This is a genomic window from Ochrobactrum sp. SSR, assembly GCF_030067775.1.
GTDB classification, from domain to species: domain Bacteria; phylum Pseudomonadota; class Alphaproteobacteria; order Rhizobiales; family Rhizobiaceae; genus Brucella; species Brucella teleogrylli.
This window is the reverse complement of the sequence record NZ_CP125969.1, coordinates 532,920-559,795: the sequence shown is the minus strand read 5'-3', so window position 1 is coordinate 559,795 and position 26,876 is coordinate 532,920. Positions and strand designations below refer to the sequence as shown.

Below are 26,876 nucleotides of genomic sequence, written 5' to 3'. Positions count from 1 at the left end.
ATTCGCGTTTTAAGTCTATTTCACGGCCAAATCTTATCGATCTTCGTCCGATTGGTAAGATTTGGCTCTCAGACCGCTACCGTGACAAAGAGATAGCGGCTCGAAGATCAGACGGACGGGCTCAGTTTCCCTTCCCGCCGCGATAGATATTTACGCCGAGTTCGCGGATTTTCTTGCGCAGCGTATTGCGGTTGAGACCGAGCAGGTCCGCCGCCTTGATTTGGTTGCCGCGCGTTGCCGTCAGGCAAGCCAGAATCAGGGGATATTCGAGTTCGGCCAGCACACGGTGATAAAGCCCCGGCGGCGGCAGATCGGCACCGAACGAAGCGAAATAACGCTGCATGTTTTGCTCGACGGCTTGCGAAATCGTGATGTTTTCCGCATCACCTGCCACTGCCGGAATGCTGTCGGGCTTCGACATTTCCGCCTTCAGCTCGGTTTCGATGATTTCCGGCGAAATCTCTTCCTGCGGATAGAGCGCGGCTAGCCTGCGCACCAGATTTTCCAGTTCGCGCACATTGCCCGGCCATGGATAGCGTCGCATCATGTCGAGACCGGCATTGGTAATGCGCTTTTCAGGCAAGCCCTCTTCGGCGGCGCGCTTGAAGAAATGGCGCACAAGATCAGGCACATCCTCGCTGCGCTCACGCAACGGCGGCAGCCGCAGCGGCACCACATTAAGCCGGTAATAAAGATCCTCGCGGAAAAGACCCTGCGCGATCAGCTGGCGCAAATCCTTGTTGGTCGCTGCCACGATGCGCACATCGGTCTTGATCGGCGTACGCCCGCCGACGGTCATGTATTCGCCCTGCTGCAACACGCGAAGCAGACGCGTTTGGGCTTCCATCGGCATATCGCCAATTTCATCAAGAAAAAGCGTACCGCCATTGGCCTGCTCGAAGCGACCACTGGACCGATTCTGCGCGCCGGTGAAAGCGCCCTTCTCGTGGCCGAACAGTTCGGACTCGATCAGATCACGCGGGATCGCCGCCATATTGATAGCAACGAATGGTCCTTTGCGGCGACGGCCATATTCATGCAAGGCGCTTGCGACCAGCTCCTTGCCGGTGCCGGATTCGCCCGTGACCATCATGGTGAGGTCCGTCTGCATCATACGCGCCAGAACGCGGTAGATTTCTTGCATGGCGGGCGAACGGCCGACAAGAGGCATGTTCTCGCCCGGCTCGTCGTGCATCACCGAAGCCGGCTTATGTTTTGGTTCAGACAGCGCGCGTCCGACAATATTGATCAGTTCCGTCAGGTCGAACGGTTTTGGCAGATATTCATAAGCGCCCGCTTCCGAGGCGCGAATGGCCGTCATGAAGGTGTTCTGGGCGCTCATTACCACAATCGGCAATTCCGGCCGCATCTTCTTGATGCGCGGCAGAAGGTCGAAGGCGTTTTCGTCCGGCATCATGACATCGGTAATCACCAGATCGCCGTCGCCTGCCGCCACCCAACGCCAAAGCGAAGCGGCGTTCGAAGTGACCCGCACATCGTAACCGGCCCGGGAAAGCGCCTGATTGAGCACAGTGCGGATCGCCGCATCGTCATCCGCCACCAATACGGTTCCCGTCGGGCGTCCTGCTATCATGCGTCGTCTCCGGTATAATCAGTCGTGAGTTTGCGCGCTGGCGAAGCAATATCCGAGCTTTTCCAGGCAGGCATGAGAATGCGGAAAGTGGTGCGCGAGGGATGGCTGTCGCATTCGATAATGCCGCCGTGATCGCCGATAATTTTCGCCACCAGTGCCAGTCCAAGGCCCGAACCGTTGGTTTTGGTCGTCACAAACGGATCGAAGAGATGCGGCAGCATATCCTGCGGCACTCCGGGCCCATTGTCGTGCACGCAGAATTCCAGCGGCAGCGCAACGCGGTCGCATGCGCCCGGCACCTGAAGCCGGATACCGGGACGGTACGCTGTCGAGAGAAGGATTTCTCCGTGGTCGCGGTCGCCAATGGCCTCAGAGGCGTTCTTCACCAGATTGAGAAACACCTGCACAAGCTGGTCGCGATTGGCGAAAACCGGCGGCAGTGAGGGATCGTAATCTTCCGAGAAGCGAATATGCCGCGCAAACCCGTTGCGGGCCACGGCCTTTACATGGTCCAGAACCGCGTGAATATTCACAGCTGTGCGCTCGATGGGGCGTTCGTCGGAGAAAACCTCCATCCGGTCCACCAGCGATACGATACGGTCGGTTTCATCGGTAATGAGTCGCGCCAGCGCGCGGTCCTCGTCGCCCACCACCTGTTCAAGCAACTGCGCAGCACCGCGAATGCCCGATAGCGGGTTCTTGATTTCATGCGCCAGCATCGAGGCCAACCCGGTCACTGAACGGGCAGCACCGCGATGGGTCATCTGGCGGTCGATCTTTTCCGCCATGGTCTTTTCCTTGAAAAGAATGACTACGGCGCCCTGCATTTCAACAACGGGCGCGACATAGAGATCGACAATGCGTTCCGCACCAAGACGCGGCGAAGAAATATCGACGCGATATTCATTGACCGGCATCTGGCTAGCGCGAACCTGATCGATAAGCGCCAGAAGCGGGCTGCCAAACGGCAGAAAACTTTCCAGCCGGTTGCGCGCCAATATGGACGAACCCGAGCGGAAGAACTGCTCGCCGTCCAGATTGGCATAAACGATGTGATTGTCAGGCCCAACCATGATGACCGGCTGGCTGATCGCATCCAATATGACCGACGGGATGTTGCCCTTTTCATCTCTTTCGCGCATCAGGCGACCTTTCTGAACGCCGATTTCAACTCTGGCGCATCCGTCGTCCGCGCCGCGAAAATCCGGCGCAGCACTTCCACCACCTTTGCGGGATCGGTCAGCGTCATCACTTCCGCCTTGTCTGCTGAGGTCGAACACTCTCCAGCGTGACGATCCAGATACCAGCCAAGGTGCTTGCGCGCATGGCGAATACCCGTCTTGCTACCATAATGGTCGAGCATATCTTCGTAATGCATTATAATATAATCGATAATCTCTGTTCCATCTTGAGACGACAAGGCACTGCCCGCGATCGAGCCCGGCAACCATGGCTGCCCATAGGTAGCGCGCCCGACCATCACCGCGTCGGCACCCGACCGGCGGCGAACCTCTTCCGCATCTTCACGCGACGTCACATCGCCATTGGCGACGAGCGGAATTTTCACCGCATCGCGTACGGCGCGAATGGCGTCCCAGTCGGCATGACCTTCATAGAACTGGCAGCGGGTGCGGCCATGCACCGTCACCATCGCAATACCGGCATCCTCGGCCCGTTTGGCCAGTTCCGGAGCATTGATGCTGTTTTCGTCCCAGCCAAGCCGCATTTTCAATGTGACCGGCACGTTGACCGCTGCCACTGTTGCTTCGACAAGCGTCATGGCGTGATCGAGATCGCGCATCAGCGCCGACCCGGAATAGCCGCCTGTCACCTTCTTGGCCGGACAGCCCATATTGATATCGATGATATCGGCGCCCTCGCCCTCGGCAATCCTGGCCGCCTCGCCCATCCAATGCGCTTCACGCCCGGCAAGCTGAACCACATGCGTGCCCAAACCTTCGCCCGACAGGCGCAGCAGGCTTTCCTTGTGACGATTGCAGAGTTCGGCGCTGGCCACCATTTCCGAAACGACCATACCCGCTCCGGCGGCGGCGGCACGCTTGCGAAACGGCAGATCGGAGACGCCTGACATCGGTGCCAGAAAAACGCGATTCTTGAGCACCACGCCGCGGATATCCAAGGGCTGATCGAGAGAAGTCACCAACAAATGCCTATTTCATGTGCATGATGCATAACGCACACACTTTAATCAGTTCATCTTTTGAACGCAAGGAAAAGCGCATAGATTAAGCGATAAATCAATTGCAGTCTGGCATTTGTCGATGCAAGGCATTATTCGGCTTCAAAGCGATCCGTTTTGGCAAAGGCAAAGATCATTTCGAAAACAGCAGCGGTCATTGTGGCAGCCGGCCGGGGCGAACGGGCGGGGCAAAGCGTCGAAGGGCCGAAGCAATATCGGCGCATCGGCGGCGAAGCCGTGCTCGCGCGCACCTTGCGCGCCTTTACCGACTGCACATTGGTCGACGAGATCGTCGTCGTCATTCATCCGGACGATCTCGCGCTTTATGAACGCGCCATACCAGAAAGCCACAAAGATGCGATCGTCGTCACCGGCGGCCCCACACGGCAGGAATCCACACGGCTGGGCCTCCTCGCCCTCAAGGACCACGCGCCGGATTATGTGATGATCCATGACGGCGTGCGCCCCTTCATCACGCAAGCACTGCTCGAACGCATCGTCGGCAATCTGACGCCGGAAGAAGGCGTCCTCCCCGCGCTGGCCGTTTCGGACACGCTGAAACAATCCGCCATCGATGGCACGGTCAAGACCACCGTTCCCCGCGCCGGTCTGTTCGCGGCACAGACCCCGCAGACATTTCCCTATGCGCCTATTCTCGAAGCGCATGAAAAAGCCTTCGCCATTCGTCGCACCGATTTCACCGACGACGCCGCCATCGCCGAATGGCAGGGCCTCGCCGTGCGCATCATCGAAGGCTCGGCAGACAATACAAAGCTTACCTGGGCAAAGGACATTGAAATGGCAGACAAGCGCCTGCGGCAAGACCATGCCGCCTTTCCGGATATTCGCACGGGCAATGGCTATGACGTACATTCCTTCGAGCCGGGCGACCATGTCACGCTATGCGGCGTGAAAATTCCGCATGAAGCAAAGCTCAACGGCCATTCTGACGCCGATGTGGCGCTCCATGCCCTGACCGACGCCCTGCTCGCCACGCGCGGCGCAGGCGATATCGGCACGCATTTTCCGCCATCGGATCCACAATGGAAGGGCGCGGCCTCGCGCATCTTCATCGAGCACGCCGCCAAAATCGTTCGTGAGGCTGGCGGGCGCATCGCCAATGTCGATGTGACGCTGATCAGCGAAGCGCCGAAGATCGGACCGCATCGCGCCGCCATGACGGAAGCGCTCTGCGATATGCTCGGCATTGCCGCCGACCGCGTATCGATCAAGGCCACGACCAACGAAAAGCTCGGCTTTGTCGGGCGTCGTGAAGGCATTGCCGCGATTGCGACGGCGACCGTCATCTATCCCGGCGAGGTGCCGGAATGAGCGAACTCGTCGCAGAGAAGGAAGCCATCGCGCTGCTGGACGCCTGCCGCAAGGCCGGCCTGATGATTGCGACCGCAGAATCCTGCACCGGCGGCCTGATTGCCGGTGCATTGACCGATATTGCCGGTTCGTCCGATGTGGTGGATCGCGGTTTCATCACTTATTCCAATGAGGCCAAGCACGACATGATCGGCGTGCCAATGGAGCTGATCAACCGCGTCGGCGCAGTCTCGAAGGAAGTGGCGATTGCCATGGCCGAAGGCGCGCTGGAAGCACTCGCGGGCGGGCATCAGCATCGCGGTGACCGGCGTTGCCGGTCCGGGCGGTGGCTCGGAAGAAAAGCCCGTCGGGCTCGTCCATATCGCCTCCGCACGCAACGGCCAGCCAACGCTGCATCAGGAATGCCGTTTCGGCCCGAAAAGCCGTGCTGAAATTCGCCATGCAACGGTTCTTGCCGCGCTGGAACTGGTGCTGACAAATTTGCGCAAGGCATAACGCTCACGCATGTACTTTCCGCCCTGCCGCCCTATCCTCTACTTATCAGTTTAAGATGAGGAGCATAGGCAATGCGGTTCAAAGGCAAAGTGGCCATTGTTACGGGCGGGGCAAGCGGTATTGGGGAAGCGACGGTCCGGGCTTTTGTGCGCGAAGGCGCCAACGTTATCATTGCCGATTATGCCGACCACGGCCAGCAACTGGCCGATGAACACCAGCAGGCCATTTTCATCAAGACAGACGTGACAAAAACCAAAGCTGTTCAGGAGCTTATCGCCCGAACAGTGGAAAATTACGGTCGTCTCGACATCATGTTCGCCAATGCCGGTATTGCTGCGGACGGACCAATCGACGAACTTGACGAAAGCGCCTGGCAGAAGACCATCGATATCAATCTGACCGGCGTTTATCTCTGTGATAAATACGCAATCGACCAGATGCGGTCGCAAGGCGGCGGTGTGATCGTCAATTGCGGATCGATCCACAGCCATGTCGGCAAGTCTGGCGTGACTGCCTATGCGGCTGCCAAGGGCGGCGTAAAACTTCTCACCCAGACACTGGCTATCGATTATGGCACGCAGAATATCCGCGTAAATGCCGTCTGCCCCGGCTATATCGACACACCACTTCTGAAAGATATTCCCGACGACAAGAAGGACGCTCTGGTTGCACTGCACCCGATGGGTCGCCTTGGTCGCGCCGAGGAAGTGGCCAGCGCCGTGCTGTTCCTCGCCAGCGACGAGTCCTCATTCATCACCGGGTCTTCGCTAATGGTCGATGGCGGTTATACGGCGCAGTAAAAAACAAAATAGCCTTAAAATAAGCACATTTATTTGTTAATGTTAAAGTATTCACTTTTCAAATACAATATCTTGGTCAAGAACTATGAAGAAATTAATATACATTTCAACCATATTATCGATAGCTATTACTTGCAGTGCGGCTCATGCATGTATCGGTGAGGATATGAAACATCCAGACCCGAAAAAGCTAAAAGAATGCATATATGTCTGCATGCTGACATACGACGACCCCTCTCTGTGCGAATTGAAAGCGCCACCTTATAATCCGCACAAATGAGCGTTCAAACAATCCTGTTTAATCGGGGTAATCGCAAGAAACGCGCTTCCTCATAAACCATAGATTTGGTCGGCGCGCTTTTCGAAGGCTTCGGAGAATTTCTTGAAGGCCAGATCGAACATCGTCCCCATCAGCAAGCCGAGTGTGCGGCTCTTGAATTCGTAGTCGATGAAGAATTCGACGTCACAATAAGCCGCATCCTCGACAGGTTTGAACGTCCAGCAATTGTCGAGATAGCGAAACGGGCCGTCGAGATATTTGACGTCGATGACGTTCTCTTCCGGCTTCAGCAGCACCTGACTGGTGAAGGTTTCGCGGATGAGCTTGTAGCCGACCGTCATATCGGCAATCAGCAGCGCCTTGCCGTCGCGCTCCTTGCGGGAGCGGATCGACAAGGCTTCGCACATGGGCAGAAATTCCGGGTATTTCTCGACATCCGCCACGAGTGCGAACATCTGATCGGCCCGGTGATGCACCCGTCTGACGGTCGTAAACTGCGGCATGACTTGTTATGCCCGGTTGGCAATCTGCGCTTCGCGGGCGGCCTTGAGCTTTGCAAAATCGTCGCCAGCATGGTGCGACGAACGCGTCAGCGGGCTGGAGGCGACGAGCAGGAAGCCCTTTGCCTTGCCTATGGTTTCGAACGACTTGAATTCGTCCGGCGTCACGAAGCGGATGACCGGATGATGCTTGCGCGTCGGCTGTAGATACTGCCCGATGGTCATAAAATCCACATCCGCCGAACGAAGATCATCCATCAGCTGGAGAATTTCATTCCGCTCTTCGCCGAGACCGACCATGATGCCGGACTTGGTGAAGATGGTCGGATCGAGTTCCTTGACGCGCTGCAACAGGCGGATCGAATGGAAATAGCGTGCGCCGGGGCGAACCTTCAGATAACGCGACGGCACGGTTTCCAGATTGTGGTTGAACACGTCGGGACGCGCCTTGACCACGATTTCCAACGCGCCTTCCTTGCGCAGGAAGTCCGGCGTCAGAATTTCGATGGTGGTCGCAGGCGTTGCAGCGCGGATGGCGCGAATGACATCGGCGAAATGCTGCGCACCGCCGTCTGCCAGATCGTCACGGTCTACCGAGGTGATGACCACATGGGTCAGGCCCATCTGCTTGACGGCCTTGGCGACATTTTCCGGCTCATTGGGATCGAGCGGCGTAGGAATACCGGTCGAAACATTGCAGAACGCGCAGGCGCGTGTGCAGATTTCGCCCATGATCATGAACGTGGCGTGCTTCTTTTCCCAGCACTCGCCGATATTCGGGCAGCCAGCTTCTTCACAGACGGTCACGAGCTTGTTGGAACGCACGATTTCGCGCGTTTCGCTATAGCCGCGCGAGACCGGAGCCTTGACGCGAATCCAGTCAGGCTTCTTCTGGACTTCATTGTCCGGGCGGTGCGCCTTTTCCGGGTGCCGCAGACGTCCGCTCTGGTTGACCGTATTGAGAACTGTAACCATGCTGTTTCCTGCCTATCCGGAGCATGTTCCAAAAGAAATGTGGAACGCTCCTTAATTCGGTCCGGTCCTAAGCCCTGACCACAGACCTGTCAACTTGGACCATTTGCTACTCATCGCCGCGCAGCCAGCCCGAGCGCCCTGAAAACCAGAGCCCAGATGAGCCCAAAGACCAGACCGCCAAAGCCAAGCGCCAAAGTCAGCGTCCAGACACCATACCAGCCCAAGAGCGCCATTCCGTTGACCGATATGGTGTTACCGCCAAGCAGACTCAAGATGCCGGCTACAAATCCGAGCGCCAGACCGATGACGGTACACCATTTTATGATCGGCCAGGCGGCGCGCCGCCATGGCCCTCCATTTTCGATCAGCGGAATAGGCGTCTCCTATTGCTTTAAGCTTTATTTACACGCCTAATCTGGTCCGAAAAGTCTGCAACTTTTCGGGATTAGGCGTTTAACACCCGGCCATATGCGTCGAGTACGCTTTCCTTCATCATCTCCGAAAGGGTCGGATGCGGGAAGACCGAATGCATCAGCTCTTCTTCGGTGGTCTCAAGGTTCATGGCAATCACGAAACCCTGGATAAGCTCGGTGACTTCCGCGCCAACCATATGTGCGCCCAGAAGCTGACCGGTCTTCTTGTCGAAGATCGTCTTTACCAGACCCTGATCTTCACCCAGAGCAATCGCCTTGCCGTTGGCCGTGAAGGAATAGCGACCGACACGAATGTCGAAACCCTGTTCCTTGGCCTTGGCTTCCGTCAGACCGACCGACGCGACCTGCGGATTGCAATAGGTGCAGCCCGGAATCTTGCCCTTGTCGAGCGAATGGACATTCGGAAGGCCTGCGATCTTTTCAACGCAGATCGTGCCTTCATGTTCGGCCTTGTGCGCCAGCATCGGCGGACCGGCGACATCGCCAATGGCATAGATGCCTTCAACATTGGTCTTGCCATAACCGTCGATGACGATGCAGCCACGATCCGTCTCCACGCCAAGCGCTTCAAGGCCGAGATTCTCGATATTGCCCTGCACGCCGACAGCCGAAATCATCCGGTCGACCGTCAGCTTCTGCACCTTGCTATCCTTGGTTTCGATGGAAGCAGTGACGTTGTTGGCGCCCTTCTCCACTTTCGCAACCTTGGCGTCGGTGATGATTTTGAGGCCGCGCTTTTCGAGCTGCTTGCGGGCGATGGCGGAAATTTCCGCATCTTCTACCGGCATGATCTGCGGCATCACTTCCACAACCGTCACATCGACGCCCATGTCGTGATAGAACGACGCGAATTCGATGCCGATAGCGCCCGAACCCATGACCAGCATCGACTTTGGCAGGTCCTGCGGCACCATGGCTTCGAAATATGTCCAGATCAGCTTGCCGTCCGGTTCGATGCCAGGCAGCGCACGCGGACGCGCACCGGTGGCCACGATGATGTGCTTGGCCTTGTAGCTGCCCTCGCCCAGCACGCCCTTCGGCACCGGGTTCTGCGGCTGCATCGGCTGCTTCGACGTCTTGCCGACCGTGATTTCAGCAGGATTGGAACCGGAAGCGCCTTTGACGAGCTTGGCTTCGCCCCAGATGACGTCGATCTTGTTCTTCTTCATGAGGAAGGCGACGCCGCCATTAAGACGGGCCGAAACGCCGCGCGAACGCTGCACGACGGCTTTCACGTCCGGCGTGATGGTGCCTTCGAGTTTCAGACCGTAATCCTTGGCGTGTTCGCCGAAATGCAGGATTTCCGCCGAACGCAGCAGTGCCTTGGTGGGAATGCAGCCCCAGTTGAGGCAGATACCACCCAGATGCTCGCGCTCGACAATAGCGGTCTTGAGACCCAGCTGTGCCGCACGGATTGCCGTCACATAGCCGCCGGGGCCAGATCCGATAACAATAACGTCGTAAATGTCGGCCATAATTCTTGCCCTTATTCCTGAATGCGGAAAGGCCGCGCTTGTCCCTGCATGATCTACAAAGACAAGCGCGGCGTCAGTTCCATCAGACCAGCATGCCCATCGGGTTTTCGATGTGGCGCTTGAAGGCCTGCGCGAGTTCGGCAGCAAGTGCGCCGTCCACCGCGCGGTGATCGGTAGAAAGCGTGACCGACATGACCGTCGCCACTTTCATCTCGCCCTTCTTCACCACGACGCGCTCTTCACCGGCGCCGATTGCGAAAATGGTCGCATGCGGCGGGTTGATGATGGCTGCAAAATCCTTGACGCCGAACATGCCCAGATTGGACACGGAGGTCGAACCGCCCTGATATTCCTCCGGCTTCAGCTTGCGATCACGCGCGCGCTTGGCCAAATCCTTCATCTCGTTGGAGATGGTGGAGAGCGTCTTGCTTTCCGCATTGCGGACGATTGGCGTGATCAGGCCACCCGGAATGGAAACGGCAACGCCGACATCCGAACGCTTGTGCTTGATCATGCCGCCATCGGTCCAGGAAACATTGGCTTCCGGGATATCGCGCAGCGCCAGAGCGGTCGCCTTGATGATCATGTCGTTGACGGAGAGTTTGTAGGCCGGAACCTCGCCCTTCTCGGTCTTGAGCATCGGCGACGCCGCGTTGATCTGCGCGCGAAGCGCCAGAAGCGCATCCAGTTCGCAATCGATCGTCAGATAGAAATGCGGAACGGTCTGCTTCGATTCCACCAGACGGCGAGCAATGGTCTTGCGCATGCCGTCATGCGGCACGATCTCGTAAGAACCTTCCTCGAACAGCTTGAGAACGGCATCGTCCGACATCGGCTTAGGCGCTGGAGCAGCCGCAGCAGCCTGCGGTGCAGCAGCAGCTTTCGCGCCGCCGGACTGGATCGCGGATTCCACATCGCGCTGAACGACACGGCCATGCGGACCAGTGCCCTTCACGGCGGCGATATCGACGCCAGCGTCCTTGGCAATGCGGCGGGCAAGCGGAGAAGCGAAAACGCGTTCGCCCTTTGCCTGTGCGGGAGCGGCAGGTGCCGGAGCAGGAGCAGGAGCAGCGGCGGGCGCGGCTTCCTTCTTGGCTTCAACCTTCGGCCCTTCCTTCGGAGCCTCGGCTTTTGCTTCCGCCTTGGGAGCGGCAGCGCCGCCGCCCTTTGCTGCTTCCGCGATATCTTCGCCGTCAGCGGCGAGAATTGCGATCAGCGCATTGACCTTGACGCCTTCGGTGCCAGCCGGAACAACCAGCTTGGCAACGGTGCCTTCGTCAACAGCCTCGACTTCCATCGTGGCCTTGTCGGTTTCGATCTCGGCAATCACATCGCCGGAGGAAACCTTGTCGCCTTCCTTGACCAGCCATTTCGACAGGTTGCCTTCTTCCATCGTGGGAGAAAGCGCTGGCATGGTGATATTGATCGGCATGTCCAGACCCTTTCGTTAAGCGGTGTAGGTCACGGCTTTCACCGCTTCCACGACTTCGGCCACATTCGGCAGCGCCAGCTTTTCGAGATTTGCGGCGTAAGGCATTGGAACGTCCTTGCCCGCAATGGTCAGGATCGGCGCATCGAGATAGTCGAAAGCCTGCTGCATCACGCGGGTGGCGATTTCCGTGCCGACCGACGACTGCGGGAAGCCTTCTTCGACGGTTACGAGGCGACCGGTCTTCTTGACCGATTCCACGACAGTCGGAATGTCCATCGGACGAATGGTGCGCAGATCGATGACTTCAACGTCGATGCCCTGTGCAGCCAGTTCTTCCGCAGCCCTGACCGCATAGGTCATGCCTATACCGAACGAAACCAGCGTGGCGTCCTTGCCCTGCTTGTGAATGCGGGCCTTACCAATCGGCAGGACGAAATCATCCAGCTTCGGCACTTCGAAATGATGACCGTAGAGAATTTCGTTTTCGAGAAAAATGACCGGGTTCGGATCGCGGATGGCAGCCTTGAGCAAGCCCTTGGCGTCGGCAGCCGTGTAAGGCATGACGACCTTCAGGCCCGGAATGTGGCTGTACCAGGCGGCGTAGCACTGCGAGTGCTGGGCGGCAACGCGGGCAGCAGCGCCCGAAGGACCACGGAACACCATCGGTGCACCCATCTGACCGCCCGACATGTAGAGCGTCTTTGCAGCCGAATTGACGATCTGGTCGATTGCCTGCATGGCGAAGTTGAAGGTCATGAATTCGACAATCGGCTTCAAACCGGCCATTGCGGCACCGACGCCCACACCGGCAAAACCATGCTCGGTGATCGGCGTATCGACGACGCGGCGCGCGCCGAACTCATCGAGAAGACCCTGCGTGATCTTGTAAGCGCCCTGATATTCGGCAACTTCTTCACCCATGATGAAGACGTTTTCGTCACGGCGCATTTCTTCGGCCATGGCATCGCGCAGCGCTTCACGCACGGTCATCGAAACCATTTCCGTGCCTGCCGGAATATCCGGATCGGAAGCGACTTCAACCTTCGGAGCAGCCGGAACGCTGGCAGCAGGCTTGTCTTCAGCCTTCGGCGCTTCCTTTGCTTCTTCCTTGGCTTCCTGCTTCGGGGCTTCAGCCTTGGCAGCCGGGGCCGAACCGATATCGGAAACGCTTTCGCCGTCGCCGAGCAACACGGCAATCGGCGTATTGACCTTCACGCCTTCTGTGCCTTCAGCGATGAGGATCTTGCCGATAACGCCTTCATCGACGGCTTCGACTTCCATCGTCGCCTTGTCGGTTTCGATCTCGGCAATCACATCGCCGGACGTAACCTTGTCGCCTTCCTTTTTCACCCACTTGGAAAGCGTGCCTTCTTCCATGGTCGGAGAAAGGGCGGGCATGAGAATTTCTACGGGCATGACAACACCTTTCCCGAATTAGAGCAGAATATCCGTATAGAGCTCGGAAACATCCGGCTCCGGATCGTTTTGAGCGAAATCGGCCGAATCAGCGACGATGTCGCGGACTTCCTTGTCGATTTCCTTCAGCTCTTCTTCGGTTGCCCAGCCCTTGTCGATCAGGCGCTGTTTGACCTGTTCGATCGGATCATGCTCGGAACGCATCTTTTGCACTTCGTCCTTCGAGCGATATTTCGCAGGATCGGACATGGAGTGACCGCGATAGCGATAGGTTTCCATTTCGAGAATCAACGGACCCTTGCCGGAACGCGCCCAATCGGCAGCGAACTTGGCGGCAGCGGCAACGGCGCGAACGTCCATGCCATCGACCTTGATGCCCGGAAGATTGAACGAAACACCGCGCTTGGAGAAATCGGTTTCAGCGGAAGAACGCGATACCGAGGTGCCCATGGCGTAACGGTTGTTTTCGATGACGTAGATCACCGGAAGCTTCCACAGCGAGGCCATGTTGAAGCTTTCATAAACCTGGCCCTGATTGGCAGCGCCATCGCCGAAATAGGTGACCGACAGATTGTCATTGCCACGATACTTGTTCGCAAAGGCAAGACCGGTGCCGAGCGGAACCTGAGCGCCGACGATACCGTGACCGCCGAAGAAGCCCTTTTCCTTGGAGAACATATGCATGGAGCCGCCCTTGCCCTTGGAGTAGCCTCCACGGCGTCCGGTCAGCTCGGCCATGACACCGCGCGCTTCCATGCCCGTTGCCAGCATATGACCGTGATCGCGATAGGAAGTGATGATCTGGTCACCTTCCTTCAGCGCGGTCTGCATACCAACGACGACAGCTTCCTGTCCGATATAAAGATGGCAGAAGCCACCAATGAAGCCCATGCCATAAAGCTGGCCGGCTTTTTCTTCGAAACGCCGGATCATCAGCATCTCGCGATAGGCGTGCAGTTCCTGCTCCTTGGTAAATTCCACAGGCGCAGGTGCCTTGGGGGTAGTGACAGAAGACGTCTGCGTTTTGCCAGCAGGCGTCTTTTTTAGCCCTCGGTGCCATATCTCGCTCCCTTAGATTGTCGTTATATTGTGACGTTATACGCGCATATTACAAGATACAATATGCACCCAGAGCATAGCTGCTATGCTGCCAAGCCCTTAAAAACATATCACAAAAAGACAATTAACCGGAATTCAGTTAATTCGACCTGTCTTCCCGAGAGGTAATAATTGTCACTTCATCGGGATGGGAGAGATTAAGCGCCCTGCGCGCCTGCTCGTCAAGCATATCCTTTTCGATGGAACCATCACGCAAAAGCGCGACACGCTTTTCGAGCGCGGAACGCTCGCCACTGATTTTTTCGAGCTGCTTGGTGAGGTTCGCTTTTTGCTCTTCGAGCTGGATGCGGGCGTATAGGCCGAACTCGCCGTGATAGGCGTGGAAACCGAAATAGCTGAGAAACGCAGCCGTCAGAATAGGCAGAATAAAGCGCCCACGGATCGATTTACGTTTCTGCTTGGTCCACATTGCGGCTTCCTTCCCGGATGTTTTTGACGGCAGCGAATCTGAAGCTGTAGCCGCCAATCCGAATTCCACCATGAAGCATTATTTTGCTTAACAGAGCTTTACCGCAGCCATATGTCAGGGAAGGATTAACCCTATTTTTGTGAAACAGTTCGGATAATCAAAAGACGGTGACCTCTCGTGAGTAATTCACTCGCAGGGGAGAAATCGGCAACCAGGATCAATTCTTGATTGCCGATCTGTTCATTATCGACCGTTCAGACGATCACACGTCGAGAATCGTTGAGAACCCGCCCATGATCATCCGCTTGCCGTCAAAGGGCATCTCGCTGCCCATCGCCGCCATGCGCGGATCGCTCATCATTTTCTGATTGGCCGCATCGCGGGTGGCCTTGTCGGGATATTCGAACCAGGAGAAAACCACCTCCTCATCGTCGGTTGCCTGCACGGCCCGGCGGAAGTCGGTCACCTTTCCATCGGGCACATCGTCACCCCATGCCTCAACCATGCGCGTAACGCCAAATTCCTTGAACAGTTCGGCAGCAGTCGCGGCATGTTTGCGATAGATTTCCTTGTTCGCTTTTGGAACCGCAACGACGAAGCCTTCAATATAAGCCATTTTCTCTCTCCCTTTTGATTCCCCCCTTGCGGCTCGGATCAATACGGGATTGAGCCGCTCCATGTCCGCCATAGTGCTCCAAATTCAGGGCCAGCGGATGGCAGAACGATAACATTGATATCAATATATATGGTTGGAGTCAAAAGTGGGCTGGCCAAGATGGCGGTATGCTTCTCAAAGACAACGAAAAAGGCGGGCACAGAGCCCGCCTTTCATCAAAAGCCTTTGCGTTCCGATTAAAGGAACTTCAGCGCGCTGCGGCCTGCATAGCGAGCCTGTTTGCCGAGTTCTTCTTCAATGCGGATAAGCTGGTTGTACTTCGCCGTACGGTCCGAACGGGCCAACGAGCCCGTCTTGATCTGACCGCAATTCGTGGCAACTGCCAGATCGGCAATGGTCGAGATCTTCGGTTTCGCCCGAACGGTGCGACATGACGGCGGTGTAACCGGCCTTGTGTGCGGTTTCGACGGCATCGAGCGTTTCCGACAGGGAACCGATCTGGTTGACCTTCACGAGGATCGAATTGGCGACGCCCATGCGGATGCCATCGCGCAGACGGGCCGAATTGGTGACGAACAGATCGTCGCCAACCAGCTGGCACTTGTTGCCAACGAGGTCGGTCAGGTACTTCCAGCCTTCCCAGTCGTCTTCGGCCATGCCGTCTTCAATGCTGACAATTGGATAATCAGCGACGAGCTTGGCCAGATACTTGGCCTGCGCCTTTGGATCACGGGTCTTGCGCTCGCCTTCGTAGACGTAATTCCCATCCTTGAAGAATTCGGTCGATGCGCAATCGAGGCCGATAGCGATATCTTCACCCGGCTTGAAACCGGCCTTTTCGATCGATTCCATCACGAAATCGAGGGCGGCCTGCGCGCTCTTGAGATTAGGAGCAAAACCGCCTTCATCGCCGACATTGGTGTTGTGGCCAGCATCCTTCAGGCGCTTCTTCAGCGTGTGGAAAACTTCCGAGCCATAACGCACGGCTTCACGGATTGACGATGCGCCGACCGGCAGAATCATGAATTCCTGAAAGTCGATTGGATTGTCGGCATGTGCGCCGCCATTGATGATGTTCATCATCGGCACTGGCAGAACATGCGCATTCGCGCCGCCGACATAGCGATAAAGCGGCAGGCCAGTTGCCTGAGCGGCAGCCTTGGCAACGGCCAGCGACACGCCGAGAATAGCATTGGCGCCAAGATTGCCCTTGTTGGCAGAGCCGTCGAGGTCAATCAGAGTCTGGTCGATGAGCAGCTGGCTTTCGGCATCGAGGCCTGCAATGGCGTCGAAAATCTTGCCATTCACCGCTTCAACGGCCTTTTCCACGCCCTTGCCGAGATAGCGGCTGCCGCCATCGCGAAGCTCAACGGCTTCATGGGCACCGGTCGATGCGCCGGATGGAACAGCGGCACGGCCAAAAGAGCCATCTTCAAGCACTACGTCCACTTCGACGGTCGGGTTGCCGCGGCTGTCAAGAATTTCGCGGCCGACGATGTCGATAATTGCAGTCATAGGAGCCAGTCCTTCCCTATAGATCGCTCCGCTTATATGCAGAGCTGCTGAACAAATCCGATGTGGGCACATCCTTAGCGAAACAAAAGGCGGAGGAAAATCCCCCGCCTTTCACAATTCGCTCTGTGTTTTATAGACCCTTGGAAATCCGGTCGAACGCCACAAGCTTTTCCAGCAGTGCAGGCATCTTGTCGATCGGCACCATATTGGGTCCGTCCGACGGCGCATTGTCGGGGTCCTGATGGGTTTCAATGAAAAGACCGGCCACGCCGACAGCCACCGCTGCGCGCGCCAGTGTTTCCACAAATTCGCGCTGTCCGCCCGAAGAACCGCCCTGCCCGCCCGGTTGCTGCACCGAATGGGTCGCGTCGAAAACCACCGGCGCGCCAAGGCCGGCCATGATCGGCAGCGAGCGCATATCCGAAACCAGCGTATTATAGCCGAAGGACACGCCGCGCTCGGTTGCAAGCACATTCGGGTTGCCGCTTTCGGTGATCTTGGCCAGAACATTCTTCATGTCCCAGGGTGCCAGAAACTGGCCCTTCTTGACATTGACCACGCGGCCAGTCTTCGCGGCGGCGATCAGCAGATCGGTCTGGCGGCAGAGGAAGGCCGGAATCTGAAGCACATCGACGACGGGTGCGACTGCGGCGCATTGTTCTTCGGTGTGGATATCGGTCAGAACCGGAAAGCCGAATTCTTTTTTCAGATCGGTAAAGACTTCCAGCGCCTTTTCGAGACCGATACCGCGCTCCGCCTTCAGCGACGTGCGGTTGGCCTTGTCGAAACTGGACTTGTAGACCAGACCTATATCCAGCTTGTCGGTGATTTCCTTCAGGCGTCCCGCCATGTCGAAGGCATGGTCCCGCGTTTCCATCTGGCATGGGCCAGCGATCAGCGCGAAACGCGCGCTGTTGGAGAAGGTAACATTACCGACTTTGACGGAGGAATTGGGGGTCGTCATTTATTCAACACCTTCAAATACGAACAACGTACCCTGGCCTTTAGCCGGAGAAACGATGATACGGCCATCTCTTTTCAGAAACGTGACACCGTTGCGGTCAAGAAGCTGCTCGATTGTCAAAAGCGAAGCAACCGTGAAAACCAGCCCTGCAAGCCGCAAGCCACGGCCATGAAGCTCTGGCAACCATCCAAAGCTTTGTTCAAACTGTTTGGAAGGAAGGATATCTATATCGGCATTGCCTGCGGTGATTTCCAGAGAACCACCGTTCTGCTTGCGCGCTGGCGCATGAAACACGCCTTGCAGCAATTCCGAAAATTCCGCCGGATTATCCTCGCAGATCAGGATTTTGCGCAGGCCGGTGACGCCGTTTTCATGCGCCATCAAATGCGACCGATCCGTTTTCGGATAAGCCAGCCGCTGGCAGCAGAAGAAAAAGGCATCAGGCGCGCGCAAATCCGCCGCAAAGGCAAGGCGGAAACTCGCAATCTCGCGCTTGCCTTCCTTGCTCACGAACGCACGTGAAAACTCGACCATGCGGCCACCGGCAACACCGCGCCGTTTGAACGCGGCGTGATCGGCGCGTGCATCGTCCGTTTTGAAGGCTATGCCTGAAAAGCCATCCTGCCCGTTACGGAAGCGGTAGGCCTGATCGCGGAGAATGAAACTGTTCGAGCGACGGGCGGCAGCCACATAAAGCGGCTCGCGGTCGACTGCCAGCATTTCCAGATAGGTGTCGTCAGCAAAAAAGCTGCACACATTGGCGGTGCCGAATGGATGCTGGGCATTCGGGGCCACTGTAAATCCCAAGAGAGAAAGTCTCGCGCGCGCTTCGTCCAGTCGTCCAACCGGCAGAACCAGATGGTCCACCGAACGAGCATTGCGCGCGAGATCATTATTCATGCATCAAACCAGACGGCTTTGTTCAATCGCCGCTTCGATGAACGAAGCGAAGAGCGGATGCGGTTCGAACGGGCGCGACTTCAGTTCCGGATGGTACTGTACGCCGATGAACCATGGATGGTCTGGATATTCGACCGTTTCCGGCAGAACGCCATCCGGCGACATGCCCGCGAAATTCAGACCCGCCTCTTCGAGACGGTTCTTATAGTCGATATTGACTTCGTAGCGATGGCGGTGACGCTCGGAAATGTCGGTCGAGCCGTAGATTTCCGCGATCTTGGAACCCGGAACAAGGGCTGCTTCATAAGCGCCAAGACGCATCGTGCCGCCGAGATCGCCCGCTGCCGCGCGCTTCTCGAGCATGTTGCCCTTCAGCCATTCGGTCATCAGACCGACAACCGGCTCCTTGGTCGGGCCAAACTCGGTCGAAGACGCGTTTTCGATGCCAACCAGATTACGCGCTGCCTCAATGCAGGCCATCTGCATGCCAAAGCAAATGCCGAAATACGGCACTTTCCGCTCACGCGCGAATTTCGCCGCAAGAATCTTGCCCTCTGCGCCACGCTCGCCGAAACCGCCCGGCACCAGAATGCCGTGTACCTTTTCCAGATGCGGAGCCGGATCTTCGCTTTCGAAGACTTCCGCTTCGATCCAGTCGAGATTGACCTTCACCTTGTTGGCGAGACCACCGTGATAGAGCGCTTCGATTAGCGACTTATACGCGTCCTTCAGACCCGTATATTTGCCGACGATTGCGATGGTGACTTCGCCTTCCGGATTGTGCAGGCGATGGGAAACTTCTTCCCAGCGATCCATGCGCGGTTTCGGAGCCGGGTCGATACCAAAAGCCGAAAGAACTTCCGAATCGAGGCCTTCCTTGTGATAGGCAATCGGCACATCGTAGATCGTTGCCACATCGAGCGCCTGAATAACGGCGCTTTCACGCACGTTACAGAACAGCGACAGCTTGCGGCGTTCGGATTCCGGAATTTCGCGATCCGCACGCACCAGAAGAATATCCGGCGCAATACCGATGGAACGCAGTTCCTTGACCGAATGCTGCGTCGGCTTGGTCTTGAGCTCGCCCGCCGCCGGAATATACGGCATCAGCGTCAGATGGATGTAAACGGCTGCGCCGCGCGGCAATTCATTGCCAAGCTGACGGATCGCCTCAAGGAACGGCATGGCTTCAATGTCGCCAACAGTGCCGCCGATTTCGCACAGGACAAAATCGTAATCCTCGTTGCCTTCGAGAACAAAATTCTTGATCTCGTCGGTGACGTGCGGAATGACCTGAACCGTCGCGCCGAGATAGTCGCCGCGGCGTTCCTTTTCGATGATGTTACGGTAGATGCGACCGGTGGTGATATTATCCTGCTTGTTGGCAGGACGACCGGTGAACCGCTCGTAATGACCGAGATCGAGGTCAGTTTCGGCACCATCGTCAGTGACGAACACCTCACCATGCTGGTAAGGCGACATCGTGCCGGGATCGACGTTCAGATAAGGGTCGAGTTTACGGATACGCACGCGGTAACCGCGTGCCTGAAGGAGTGCAGCCAGTGCTGCAGCAGCTATGCCTTTTCCAAGGGAAGAAACCACGCCGCCAGTGATGAAAACATATCGCGCCATGGGCTTATCTCGTTAGACTTTCTTAATTGATTCCGCCACAAAAAAATGCGCTTCGGAGTGATTTTTCACCGAAGCGATGCGGTAATCGTTGTTGAACACAGACACGTCACCCCAAAACGGACCGTTTGGTGAGTGACACGCACCCCTGAAACCCTATTGCACGAATGCGAACGCTATACGTCTGAAGATGACGGAAGCATGATCTCCGGACGAATACATGGAACCGTCTTAACGGCCCCTGCCCGACTTTTCCATGCCGAAGCCCGCAATCCACAGCTTAGCTTCACGCATTCGTAAAATCGGCCAAAAGAAAAGCCGGGCCCGAAAGCCCGGCCATTTTCAGATCGTCATTTGTGATCAAAGAACGATGACTTCGGTGCCGAGACCGACGCGCTCGTAGAGATCCATCACATCTTCATTGATCATGCGGAAGCAGCCGTTCGAAGCGGAGCTGCCGATGGTCCATGGCTGAACCGTACCGTGAATACGGATATAGGTGTCCTTGTTGCCCTGGAACAGATACATGGCGCGCGAGCCGAGCGGGTTGCCCGGACCGCCATCCATGCCGTTCTTGAAGCGACCATAATGGCCCGGATCACGCTCGACCATTTCTTTGGTCGGGATCCAGCGTGGCCATTCGCGCTTGGCATTGACGGTCGCAGAACCCTTGAATTCCAGACCCTGCTTGCCCACTGCGATGCCATAGCGGCGCGCCGTGGTCGAGGTTTCAACCAGATAGAGGAAGCGCTGCTTCGGGTCGATCACGATCGTGCCCGGCTTGTAGCCCGTAAAAGCAACTTCCTGTGCGCGGAACTTGGGATCGATATTGTACTTGTTGGCCTTCACACCGGCATTGCCGTTGGAAGCGCTCTTTTTCTTCTTCTTCGGCTTGTCCGGATTGGCCTTGGCGTCGCTCGAAAGCGCAACCTTTTGCACGTTAGCGGCAGCGGCTTCGTTCAGCTGCGCTTCAGCACTGACCGGCGATGCGGCAAAAGCCGGCGCGGAAACTCCAACGCAAAGGCTCGCAATGCCAGCCATAAGAATACGACGTGAAAACATGATCAGTTCCCGAAATCCAAGCACAAGCGGAAAATAGCTGCCGCAACTTTACGGCCAAGCTTTCGCTTTCCTTACTGTAAACGCAGGAACGACTCAATTCGTTGCAACAGTTGTGCAATGCGATTCGTGAAAGCCTATTGCCTGCTTGCAACACTTTGCAATTCGGTGGTTAACAAAAGAAAACCGGCCCATTGGGCCGGCTTCACAATCGCCTGAATGGAAAGCTCTTTTTACTGTGAGCTTGGAACCGGATTGGCCGGAGCTTCCGGCGTCGCCGGCGCCTGCGGTGCAGTCGTTCCCGTCGGAGCGGCGCCCGGTGCAGCCGGTGCGGTCCCATTCGTGTCGGTGCGCGAAGACTTCGCCGCCGAGCTGATTGAGGATGCCACCACCAGCGCCGTTGCCGCCTGCCGGAGCCGTCTGACTGCCGGATGCTGCCGGGATACGGTTTAGAATATCGGTCGGGCGTTCGCCATAACGCGCCATGATGCCGAGAACCAGCGACGTCGCGAAAAAGCCGATAGCCAGAATGGCAGTCGTACGGGTGAGCGCATTGGCGGCACCCCGCGCCGTCATGAAGCCAGAACCGCCGCCAATGCCAAGGCCGCCGCCTTCAGAGCGCTGGATAAGCACAACGCCGACAAGCGCCAGCACGATCAACAAATGAATGACAATGAGTACGGTTTGCATGGGTAACGGTCTTTACGTCCCTGAACTAAAGCAGTTCCAGGACACATCACATGACCATGTCCAGACTGCACGATAGAATAGATGCGGCTCTTTACACGCTATTGCGTGATAATCCAAGCCCCGCCGCCCAAGTTAGAGCATGGCGAGGCAAGGCGTCGCTCAAAGGTTGCGATAGGTCTCGCATATGGCGAGGAAGTCTGTCGCCTTCAAGCTCGCACCACCAACAAGCGCACCATCGACATCGGCGATGCCGAGCAGTTCGGTAGAGTTGGACGGCTTGACCGAACCGCCATAGAGAAGACGCAAATGCGCGCCCTTGGCTCCAAAGCGCTCGGTCAGCTGCTCACGCATGAAGGCGTGCGCCGCGCGAACGTCCTGCACCGTCGGCGTCAGACCCGTTCCAATGGCCCAGACAGGCTCATAGGCGATGATGGTGTTTTCTGCATTCACACCATCTGGCAGGGAGCCCGCAAGCTGCGAGCCGATGACGTCCAGCGTGCGTTCTGCCTGACGCTCATCGGCCGTTTCACCCACGCAAACGATGGCAACAAGACCAGCGGCCCAGGCGGCTTCGGTCTTTGCCTTCACCGTATCGTTGGTTTCGTGGTGATCGGTGCGGCGCTCGGAATGGCCAATGATGACGTGGCTTGCGCCTGCTTCTTTCAGCATTTCAGCCGAAATATCGCCGGTATGCGCGCCGGAAGTCTTGAAATGGCTGTCCTGCCCGCCAAGGCCGACCGTCGTTTCGCCAGAGAGCGTTTCGGCAGCGCGTGAAAGCAGCGTGGCCGGTACGCAGATCACTGCATCCAATTTTCTACCGAAATCGGAGCTCAGACCGGCTGCAATCGCGCGCAGTTCGGTGAGAGATTCTCCCGTACCATTCATCTTCCAGTTGCCAGCGACCAACGGACGGATACCCGGAGTCATTGTGTTCTCCTCGCCTTTCAAGAGCATAATCCGACCGGAGTGAAACGAGGATCGATAAGATTATGCGTCGAACTGAACATTCAGAGCGTCGATCCGATTCATTCGGATCGAAACACGCTCTAAACGGCAGGCGCCTCCTGCGAATAACGCATGACCGCGCCGAATTTTGCCACTGACTAAGCATATTCGTGTCGCAATGCAAATGTTCTTGGTTGCAGAGCCTCAATGAGACCTTGCATATGGGGCTTGCTTGGGGTTATCCCCTGAACGGATCAATTCAATGACTGGCTCAAATCAACCAAAGCCGAGCTTTATTTCATAATCGAAGGGTTTCCCATGCTCGACAGCCTGCGCTCTGCCTCTCGCTCCTGGATCTCCAAGCTTCTGCTTGGTGTGCTCGTCCTGAGCTTCGGCGTCTGGGGTATTGCGGATGTTTTCCGCGGTGGCATGACCGGCAATGCCGCGCTGACCGCGGGCGACTCCGAAGTCAGCGCGACTGACTACCGCTTCGCTTATGAACAGCAGGTGATGCGCCTGTCGCAGCAGTTCCGCCAGCGTCTGACGCGCGAACAGGCAAAATCGATTGGCGTTGAAAATCAGGTTCTGGCGCAGCTCGCGGCCGGTGTCGTTCTCGACGAAGGCGCACGCAAGATGCAGCTCGGCCTTTCGAAGGACGGCATTGCCCGCCTGACGGCGGAAGATCCGGCGTTCCAGGACGCCAGCGGTAACTTCAACCGCGCGCAGTTCGATGCGGTTTTGCGCCAGTCCGGCATTCGCGCGCAGGATTATCTTGATAATCGCGCCAAGGTTGCCCGTCGCCAGCAGATGGTCGAAGCGGCGACCGACGGCATCAAGATGCCCGACGCCATGCTGAAAGCTCTGGCGCTTTATCAGGGCGAAAGCCGCAGCGCGGACTACATCACCATTCCTGTGGAAAAAGCAGACGCGATCCCTGCCCCGTCGGATGAGGTCCTCAAGACCTATTTCGATGCGCAGAAGGATGAGTACAAGGCGCCCGAATACCGCAAGGTCACCTATGTCAAGCTGGAGCCAGCAGACATTGCAGACCCTTCTGCGGTGACGCAGGACGAAATCAACGAATATTACGAAAAGAACAAGTCGCGCTACGGCACTATCGAACAGCGTACCATCGAACAGCTGAGCTTTGCCGACGAAGCTGCGGCCAACGCCGCGCAGGAAAAGATTGCCGCTGGCGCCAGCTTCCTCGACATAGGCAAGGAACAGGGCAAGACCGAAGACGATCTCAAACTCGGCACCTTCGAGAAAAGCGCTATTCCTGACCAGACCATCGCCGATGCAGCCTTTGCACTCGCTGAAAACGGCGTGAGCCCTGTCGTCAAGGGCGGTTTCGGCCCGGTCATTCTGCGCGTTACCAAGATCGACCCGGCGCATGTCAAGCCACTCTCGGAAGTCGAAGCCGAAATCCGCACGACGCTCGCCAACAACATTGCGGCGAGCAGCATCAGCGGCATTCATGATTCCTATGAGCAGCAGCGCTCCGATGGCGCATCGATGGCCGATGTCGCCAAGAGCCTGAGCCTCAAGACCGTCACCGTCGATGCGGTCGACGCCGAAGGCAACGACCCGTCCGGCAAGCCGGTTGAGCTTCCGAACGGACAGGCGCTTCTGGCCGCAGCTTTCCAGGCCGAACAGGGCTTTGACAATGACGCGCTGACCATGGGCAATGTCGGCTATCTCTGGTATCAGATTGATGGCGTCACCCCTGCCCGCGACCGCACCCTTGATGAAGTCAAGGACAAGGTTGTGGCGGCATGGAAGGGTGAGGAAGCCGTCAAGCGTCTCAATCAGCGTCTGGAAGACCTGAAGAAGCGCCTCGATGGCGGCGCGACGCTCGATGCGATTGCTTCGGAACTTGGCCTTGAAAAGCAGACCAAGCGCGGCATCACCCGCTCCACGAACGATGCCGATATCGGCTCGGCTGCGGCAGCGCAGATTTTCCGCGGCCCGGACGGTTTCACCGGCACGGCGGCAGCGCCTTCCGACGACGCGCAGATTCTCTTCAAGGTGACGGAAGTGACCGAGCCTGCAAGTGCTGGCCCGGACACCATTCCTGAACAACAGCGCAACTATCTCGCAACCGCCCTTTCCGACGATGTGCTGGAACAGATGGTTGGCGAATTGCAGAAGCAGTATCCGGTGAAGATCAACCAGACTGTCATCAATAATGCTCTCGCATTCTAGGTTCTGCTGAGCAGCCGAACGCGAGAATTCACAGAAACAAACGGCAGAAAGACAATGGCTGATCTGAAACCATACATCGCGAAAGCGGCCTCCGGCGAACCACTGAGCCAAGAGGATTCCAAGGCCGCGTTCGATATCATGATGTCCGGTCAGGCAACGCCTTCGCAGATCGGCGGTTTTCTGATGGCTTTGCGCGTGCGTGGCGAAACCGTGCCGGAAATCGTGGGCGCGGTCGCTTCCATGCGGTCACGCATGCTGCCGGTCGTCGCCCCTTCAAACGCCATCGACATTGTCGGCACCGGCGGCGATCAGTCCGGTTCCTATAATGTTTCGTCCTGCTCGGCCTTTGTCGTGGCGGGCGCTGGCGTTCCCGTCGCCAAGCACGGCAACCGTGCCCTGTCGTCCCGCTCAGGCGCGGCAGACACGCTTGCAGCACTGGGCGTCAATATTGAAGCCGACGCGGAAACCATTGGCCGCAGCGCCCGGGAAGCCGGTCTCGGCTTCATGTTCGCGCCGATGCACCATTCCGCTATGCGCCATGTCGGCCCTTCTCGCGTCGAGCTTGGAACCCGCACGATCTTCAACATACTGGGTCCGCTCGCCAATCCGGCCAGCGTGAAGCGCCAGCTCCTGGGCGTTTTCGCGGCACAATGGGTTGAGCCTCTGGCGCATGTGCTGAATGAACTCGGCATGGAAGCCGTTTGGGTCGTCTATGGCGACGGTCTGGATGAGATGACCACCGCTGGCACGACCCAGGTCGCGGCGCTGGAAAACGGCACCGTCCGCACATTCGAGATTACGCCTGAAGACGTCGGTTTGCGCCGTTGCAAGCCGGAAGAACTGAAAGGCGGGGACGCTGCCGAGAATGCCAAGGCTCTGCTTGCCGTTCTGGAAGGCACGAAGAACGCTTATCGCGACATTGTTCTGCTCAACTCGGCTGCCGCCCTCGTGATCGCGGGCAAGGCCACGGATTTGAAGGATGGTATAGCACAGGCTGCCCATTCCATCGACAGCGGCGCAGCTTTGGCCGTTCTGCAAAAAGTAATCGCTGTCTCCAACGACAAGACAGTCTGACGAGAGGAAGCGCACCATGTCCACCGACATTCTCCGTAAGATCGAAGTCTACAAGCGCGAGGAAATCGCGGCTGCCAAGGCGCGTCATACGGTTGAAGACCTGAAGGCCCGTGCACAGGATCAGGCCGCACCACGCGGCTTTCTCAAGGCGCTCGAAGCCAAGCGCGCAGCCGATAAATTCGCCCTGATCGCGGAAATCAAGAAGGCTAGCCCTTCCAAAGGTTTGATCCGTCCGGATTTCGATCCGCCAGCATTGGCAAAGGCCTATGAAGATGGCGGCGCTGCCTGCCTTTCGGTTCTGACCGATACGCCGTCCTTTCAGGGAGCGCCGGAATTCCTGATGGCAGCGCGCGCCGCGTGCAACCTGCCTGCCCTGCGCAAGGATTTCCTGTTCGACACCTATCAGGTCTATGAGGCGCGCAGCTGGGGTGCGGATTGCATCCTGATCATTCTCGCGAGCGTCGATGACGATCTAGCCAGGGCGCTGGAAGAAACCGCTTTCGAACTCGGCATGGATGCGCTCATCGAAGTGCACGACGAAGCCGAAATGGAACGCGCGCTCAAGCTTTCCTCGCGCCTTCTGGGCGTCAACAATCGCAACCTGCGTACATTCGAAGTCAGCCTGACTGTTTCGGAACGGCTGTCGAAAATGGCTCCTGCCGACCGCCTGCTGGTTGGCGAAAGCGGCATTTTCACCCATGACGATTGCCTGCGACTGGAAAAATCCGGCATCGGCACGTTCCTCATCGGTGAAAGCCTGATGCGCAAGGACGATGTGGCCGCTGCCACACGCGAACTTCTTACCGGCAAGGTCTGAT

General features: G+C 57.3%; 22 protein-coding genes and 3 pseudogenes. 6 read left to right on the top strand and 19 right to left on the bottom strand.

Features of this window, described 5'->3' with window-relative positions; translation table 11 throughout:
• Positions 1 to 121: 121 nt before the first annotated feature.
• The 3 genes from ntrC to dusB are packed head-to-tail and all read right to left on the bottom strand — an operon-like array spanning position 122 to position 3,755.
• Positions 122 to 1,594: a nitrogen regulation protein NR(I) gene (gene ntrC, locus QLQ11_RS02670; RefSeq protein ID WP_109369136.1), complete on the bottom strand. Its 1,473-nt coding sequence runs from the start codon at positions 1,592 to 1,594 to the stop codon at positions 122 to 124.
• Entirely contained in the window at positions 1,591 to 2,736 is a 1,146-nt protein-coding gene (locus QLQ11_RS02665) for a nitrogen regulation protein NR(II) (RefSeq protein WP_283735866.1), read from the bottom strand. Before QLQ11_RS02665 ends, ntrC begins: the two co-directional genes overlap by 4 nt.
• Positions 2,736 to 3,755 carry a tRNA dihydrouridine synthase DusB gene (dusB, locus tag QLQ11_RS02660; RefSeq protein ID WP_171318378.1) on the bottom strand — a complete coding sequence of 340 codons (1,020 nt, stop codon included), beginning with the start codon at positions 3,753 to 3,755 and terminating at the stop codon, positions 2,736 to 2,738. Before dusB ends, QLQ11_RS02665 begins: the two co-directional genes overlap by 1 nt.
• Positions 3,756 to 3,911: 156 nt before the next feature.
• Here dusB and QLQ11_RS02655 point away from each other — a divergent pair, with 156 nt between their 5' ends.
• The 3 genes and pseudogenes from QLQ11_RS02655 to QLQ11_RS02645 all read left to right on the top strand — a co-directional run bounded on the left by QLQ11_RS02655 (position 3,912) and on the right by QLQ11_RS02645 (position 6,421).
• Positions 3,912 to 5,126 (top strand): bifunctional 2-C-methyl-D-erythritol 4-phosphate cytidylyltransferase/2-C-methyl-D-erythritol 2,4-cyclodiphosphate synthase, encoded by a 1,215-nt coding sequence (locus QLQ11_RS02655; protein ID WP_283735867.1) that lies wholly within the window; start codon positions 3,912 to 3,914, stop codon positions 5,124 to 5,126.
• A pseudogene (locus QLQ11_RS02650) lies at positions 5,123 to 5,621 on the top strand (CinA family protein). Before QLQ11_RS02655 ends, QLQ11_RS02650 begins: the two are co-directional and overlap by 4 nt.
• A 71-nt stretch (positions 5,622 to 5,692) precedes the next feature.
• Positions 5,693 to 6,421, top strand: a complete 729-nt coding sequence (locus tag QLQ11_RS02645) for an SDR family NAD(P)-dependent oxidoreductase (protein WP_283735869.1) — start codon at positions 5,693 to 5,695, stop codon at positions 6,419 to 6,421.
• A gap of 330 nt (positions 6,422 to 6,751) precedes the next feature.
• Here QLQ11_RS02645 and QLQ11_RS02640 read toward each other — a convergent pair whose 3' ends face one another.
• The 16 genes and pseudogenes from QLQ11_RS02640 to tpiA form a co-directional block, all read right to left on the bottom strand.
• Entirely contained in the window at positions 6,752 to 7,204 is a 453-nt protein-coding gene (locus QLQ11_RS02640) for a type II toxin-antitoxin system RatA family toxin (protein ID WP_283735870.1), read from the bottom strand.
• 6 nt (positions 7,205 to 7,210) lie between these two features.
• Positions 7,211 to 8,176: a lipoyl synthase gene (gene lipA / locus QLQ11_RS02635; protein ID WP_283735871.1), complete on the bottom strand. Its 966-nt coding sequence runs from the start codon at positions 8,174 to 8,176 to the stop codon at positions 7,211 to 7,213.
• A gap of 110 nt (positions 8,177 to 8,286) precedes the next feature.
• On the bottom strand, positions 8,287 to 8,448 hold the full coding sequence (locus QLQ11_RS02630; RefSeq protein ID WP_167836034.1) for a hypothetical protein: 162 nt from the start codon (positions 8,446 to 8,448) through the stop codon (positions 8,287 to 8,289).
• A 173-nt stretch (positions 8,449 to 8,621) separates the two neighbouring features.
• A complete protein-coding gene (gene lpdA / locus QLQ11_RS02625) occupies positions 8,622 to 10,085 on the bottom strand; it encodes a dihydrolipoyl dehydrogenase (RefSeq protein WP_109369143.1) in 1,464 nt (487 codons plus the stop codon).
• 82 nt (positions 10,086 to 10,167) lie between these two features.
• Positions 10,168 to 11,517, bottom strand: coding sequence for a pyruvate dehydrogenase complex dihydrolipoamide acetyltransferase (locus QLQ11_RS02620; RefSeq protein ID WP_283735872.1), 1,350 nt, complete (start codon positions 11,515 to 11,517; stop codon positions 10,168 to 10,170).
• Between the two features lie 15 nt (positions 11,518 to 11,532).
• Positions 11,533 to 12,933, bottom strand: coding sequence for a pyruvate dehydrogenase complex E1 component subunit beta (locus QLQ11_RS02615; RefSeq protein ID WP_109369145.1), 1,401 nt, complete (start codon positions 12,931 to 12,933; stop codon positions 11,533 to 11,535).
• An 18-nt stretch (positions 12,934 to 12,951) separates the two neighbouring features.
• Positions 12,952 to 13,872 (bottom strand): pyruvate dehydrogenase (acetyl-transferring) E1 component subunit alpha, encoded by a 921-nt coding sequence (gene pdhA, locus QLQ11_RS02610; protein WP_371835943.1) that lies wholly within the window; start codon positions 13,870 to 13,872, stop codon positions 12,952 to 12,954.
• A 259-nt stretch (positions 13,873 to 14,131) separates the two neighbouring features.
• On the bottom strand, positions 14,132 to 14,461 hold the full coding sequence (locus QLQ11_RS02605; RefSeq protein ID WP_121536242.1) for a septum formation initiator family protein: 330 nt from the start codon (positions 14,459 to 14,461) through the stop codon (positions 14,132 to 14,134).
• A gap of 262 nt (positions 14,462 to 14,723) precedes the next feature.
• Entirely contained in the window at positions 14,724 to 15,077 is a 354-nt protein-coding gene (locus QLQ11_RS02600) for a DUF1428 domain-containing protein (RefSeq protein ID WP_078340401.1), read from the bottom strand.
• 236 nt (positions 15,078 to 15,313) lie between these two features.
• A pseudogene (eno, locus tag QLQ11_RS02595) lies at positions 15,314 to 16,592 on the bottom strand (phosphopyruvate hydratase).
• A gap of 130 nt (positions 16,593 to 16,722) precedes the next feature.
• Positions 16,723 to 17,556: a 3-deoxy-8-phosphooctulonate synthase gene (gene kdsA / locus QLQ11_RS02590; RefSeq protein ID WP_283735873.1), complete on the bottom strand. Its 834-nt coding sequence runs from the start codon at positions 17,554 to 17,556 to the stop codon at positions 16,723 to 16,725.
• On the bottom strand, positions 17,557 to 18,456 hold the full coding sequence (locus QLQ11_RS02585; protein WP_283735874.1) for a VOC family protein: 900 nt from the start codon (positions 18,454 to 18,456) through the stop codon (positions 17,557 to 17,559). It lies immediately after the preceding gene.
• Positions 18,457 to 18,459: 3 nt separating this feature from the next.
• Positions 18,460 to 20,088, bottom strand: coding sequence for a CTP synthase (locus QLQ11_RS02580; RefSeq protein ID WP_283735875.1), 1,629 nt, complete (start codon positions 20,086 to 20,088; stop codon positions 18,460 to 18,462).
• Positions 20,089 to 20,445: 357 nt separating this feature from the next.
• On the bottom strand, positions 20,446 to 21,147 hold the full coding sequence (locus QLQ11_RS02575; RefSeq protein ID WP_109369153.1) for a L,D-transpeptidase: 702 nt from the start codon (positions 21,145 to 21,147) through the stop codon (positions 20,446 to 20,448).
• A gap of 230 nt (positions 21,148 to 21,377) precedes the next feature.
• A pseudogene (secG, locus tag QLQ11_RS02570) lies at positions 21,378 to 21,834 on the bottom strand (preprotein translocase subunit SecG).
• A gap of 159 nt (positions 21,835 to 21,993) precedes the next feature.
• On the bottom strand, positions 21,994 to 22,761 hold the full coding sequence (gene tpiA, locus QLQ11_RS02565; protein ID WP_140025035.1) for a triose-phosphate isomerase: 768 nt from the start codon (positions 22,759 to 22,761) through the stop codon (positions 21,994 to 21,996).
• Positions 22,762 to 23,097: 336 nt separating this feature from the next.
• On the opposite strand from tpiA, the gene QLQ11_RS02560 reads away from it, so the two are divergent.
• Genes QLQ11_RS02560 through trpC form a run of 3 tightly spaced genes read left to right on the top strand, consistent with a single transcriptional unit; the run spans position 23,098 to position 26,875 of the window.
• Entirely contained in the window at positions 23,098 to 24,984 is a 1,887-nt protein-coding gene (locus QLQ11_RS02560; RefSeq protein ID WP_283735876.1) for a peptidyl-prolyl cis-trans isomerase, read from the top strand.
• A gap of 54 nt (positions 24,985 to 25,038) precedes the next feature.
• Positions 25,039 to 26,058: an anthranilate phosphoribosyltransferase gene (trpD, locus tag QLQ11_RS02555; protein WP_283735877.1), complete on the top strand. Its 1,020-nt coding sequence runs from the start codon at positions 25,039 to 25,041 to the stop codon at positions 26,056 to 26,058.
• A 16-nt stretch (positions 26,059 to 26,074) separates the two neighbouring features.
• A complete protein-coding gene (trpC, locus tag QLQ11_RS02550) occupies positions 26,075 to 26,875 on the top strand; it encodes an indole-3-glycerol phosphate synthase TrpC (RefSeq protein ID WP_283735878.1) in 801 nt (266 codons plus the stop codon).
• Position 26,876: the final 1 nt, after the last annotated feature.

What these genes read in the sequence shown, in the direction of transcription:
- QLQ11_RS02615 (WP_109369145.1), bottom strand. Translation starts at nt 12,933, where the DNA reads ATGCCCGTAGAAATTCTCATGCCCGCCCTTTCTCCGACCATGGAAGAA.
- QLQ11_RS02585 (WP_283735874.1), bottom strand. Translation starts at nt 18,456, where the DNA reads ATGAATAATGATCTCGCGCGCAATGCTCGTTCGGTGGACCATCTGGTT.
- QLQ11_RS02580 (WP_283735875.1), bottom strand. Translation starts at nt 20,088, where the DNA reads ATGGCGCGATATGTTTTCATCACTGGCGGCGTGGTTTCTTCCCTTGGA.
- QLQ11_RS02645 (WP_283735869.1), top strand. Translation starts at nt 5,693, where the DNA reads ATGCGGTTCAAAGGCAAAGTGGCCATTGTTACGGGCGGGGCAAGCGGT.
- QLQ11_RS02605 (WP_121536242.1), bottom strand. Translation starts at nt 14,461, where the DNA reads ATGTGGACCAAGCAGAAACGTAAATCGATCCGTGGGCGCTTTATTCTG.
- QLQ11_RS02575 (WP_109369153.1), bottom strand. Translation starts at nt 21,147, where the DNA reads ATGTTTTCACGTCGTATTCTTATGGCTGGCATTGCGAGCCTTTGCGTT.
- trpC (WP_283735878.1), top strand. Translation starts at nt 26,075, where the DNA reads ATGTCCACCGACATTCTCCGTAAGATCGAAGTCTACAAGCGCGAGGAA.
- QLQ11_RS02620 (WP_283735872.1), bottom strand. Translation starts at nt 11,517, where the DNA reads ATGCCGATCAATATCACCATGCCAGCGCTTTCTCCCACGATGGAAGAA.
- QLQ11_RS02560 (WP_283735876.1), top strand. Translation starts at nt 23,098, where the DNA reads ATGCTCGACAGCCTGCGCTCTGCCTCTCGCTCCTGGATCTCCAAGCTT.
- pdhA (WP_371835943.1), bottom strand. Translation starts at nt 13,872, where the DNA reads ATGCTGATGATCCGGCGTTTCGAAGAAAAAGCCGGCCAGCTTTATGGC.
- tpiA (WP_140025035.1), bottom strand. Translation starts at nt 22,761, where the DNA reads ATGACTCCGGGTATCCGTCCGTTGGTCGCTGGCAACTGGAAGATGAAT.
- lpdA (WP_109369143.1), bottom strand. Translation starts at nt 10,085, where the DNA reads ATGGCCGACATTTACGACGTTATTGTTATCGGATCTGGCCCCGGCGGC.
- trpD (WP_283735877.1), top strand. Translation starts at nt 25,039, where the DNA reads ATGGCTGATCTGAAACCATACATCGCGAAAGCGGCCTCCGGCGAACCA.
- QLQ11_RS02640 (WP_283735870.1), bottom strand. Translation starts at nt 7,204, where the DNA reads ATGCCGCAGTTTACGACCGTCAGACGGGTGCATCACCGGGCCGATCAG.
- lipA (WP_283735871.1), bottom strand. Translation starts at nt 8,176, where the DNA reads ATGGTTACAGTTCTCAATACGGTCAACCAGAGCGGACGTCTGCGGCAC.
- QLQ11_RS02600 (WP_078340401.1), bottom strand. Translation starts at nt 15,077, where the DNA reads ATGGCTTATATTGAAGGCTTCGTCGTTGCGGTTCCAAAAGCGAACAAG.
- QLQ11_RS02665 (WP_283735866.1), bottom strand. Translation starts at nt 2,736, where the DNA reads ATGCGCGAAAGAGATGAAAAGGGCAACATCCCGTCGGTCATATTGGAT.
- ntrC (WP_109369136.1), bottom strand. Translation starts at nt 1,594, where the DNA reads ATGATAGCAGGACGCCCGACGGGAACCGTATTGGTGGCGGATGACGAT.
- kdsA (WP_283735873.1), bottom strand. Translation starts at nt 17,556, where the DNA reads ATGACGACCCCCAATTCCTCCGTCAAAGTCGGTAATGTTACCTTCTCC.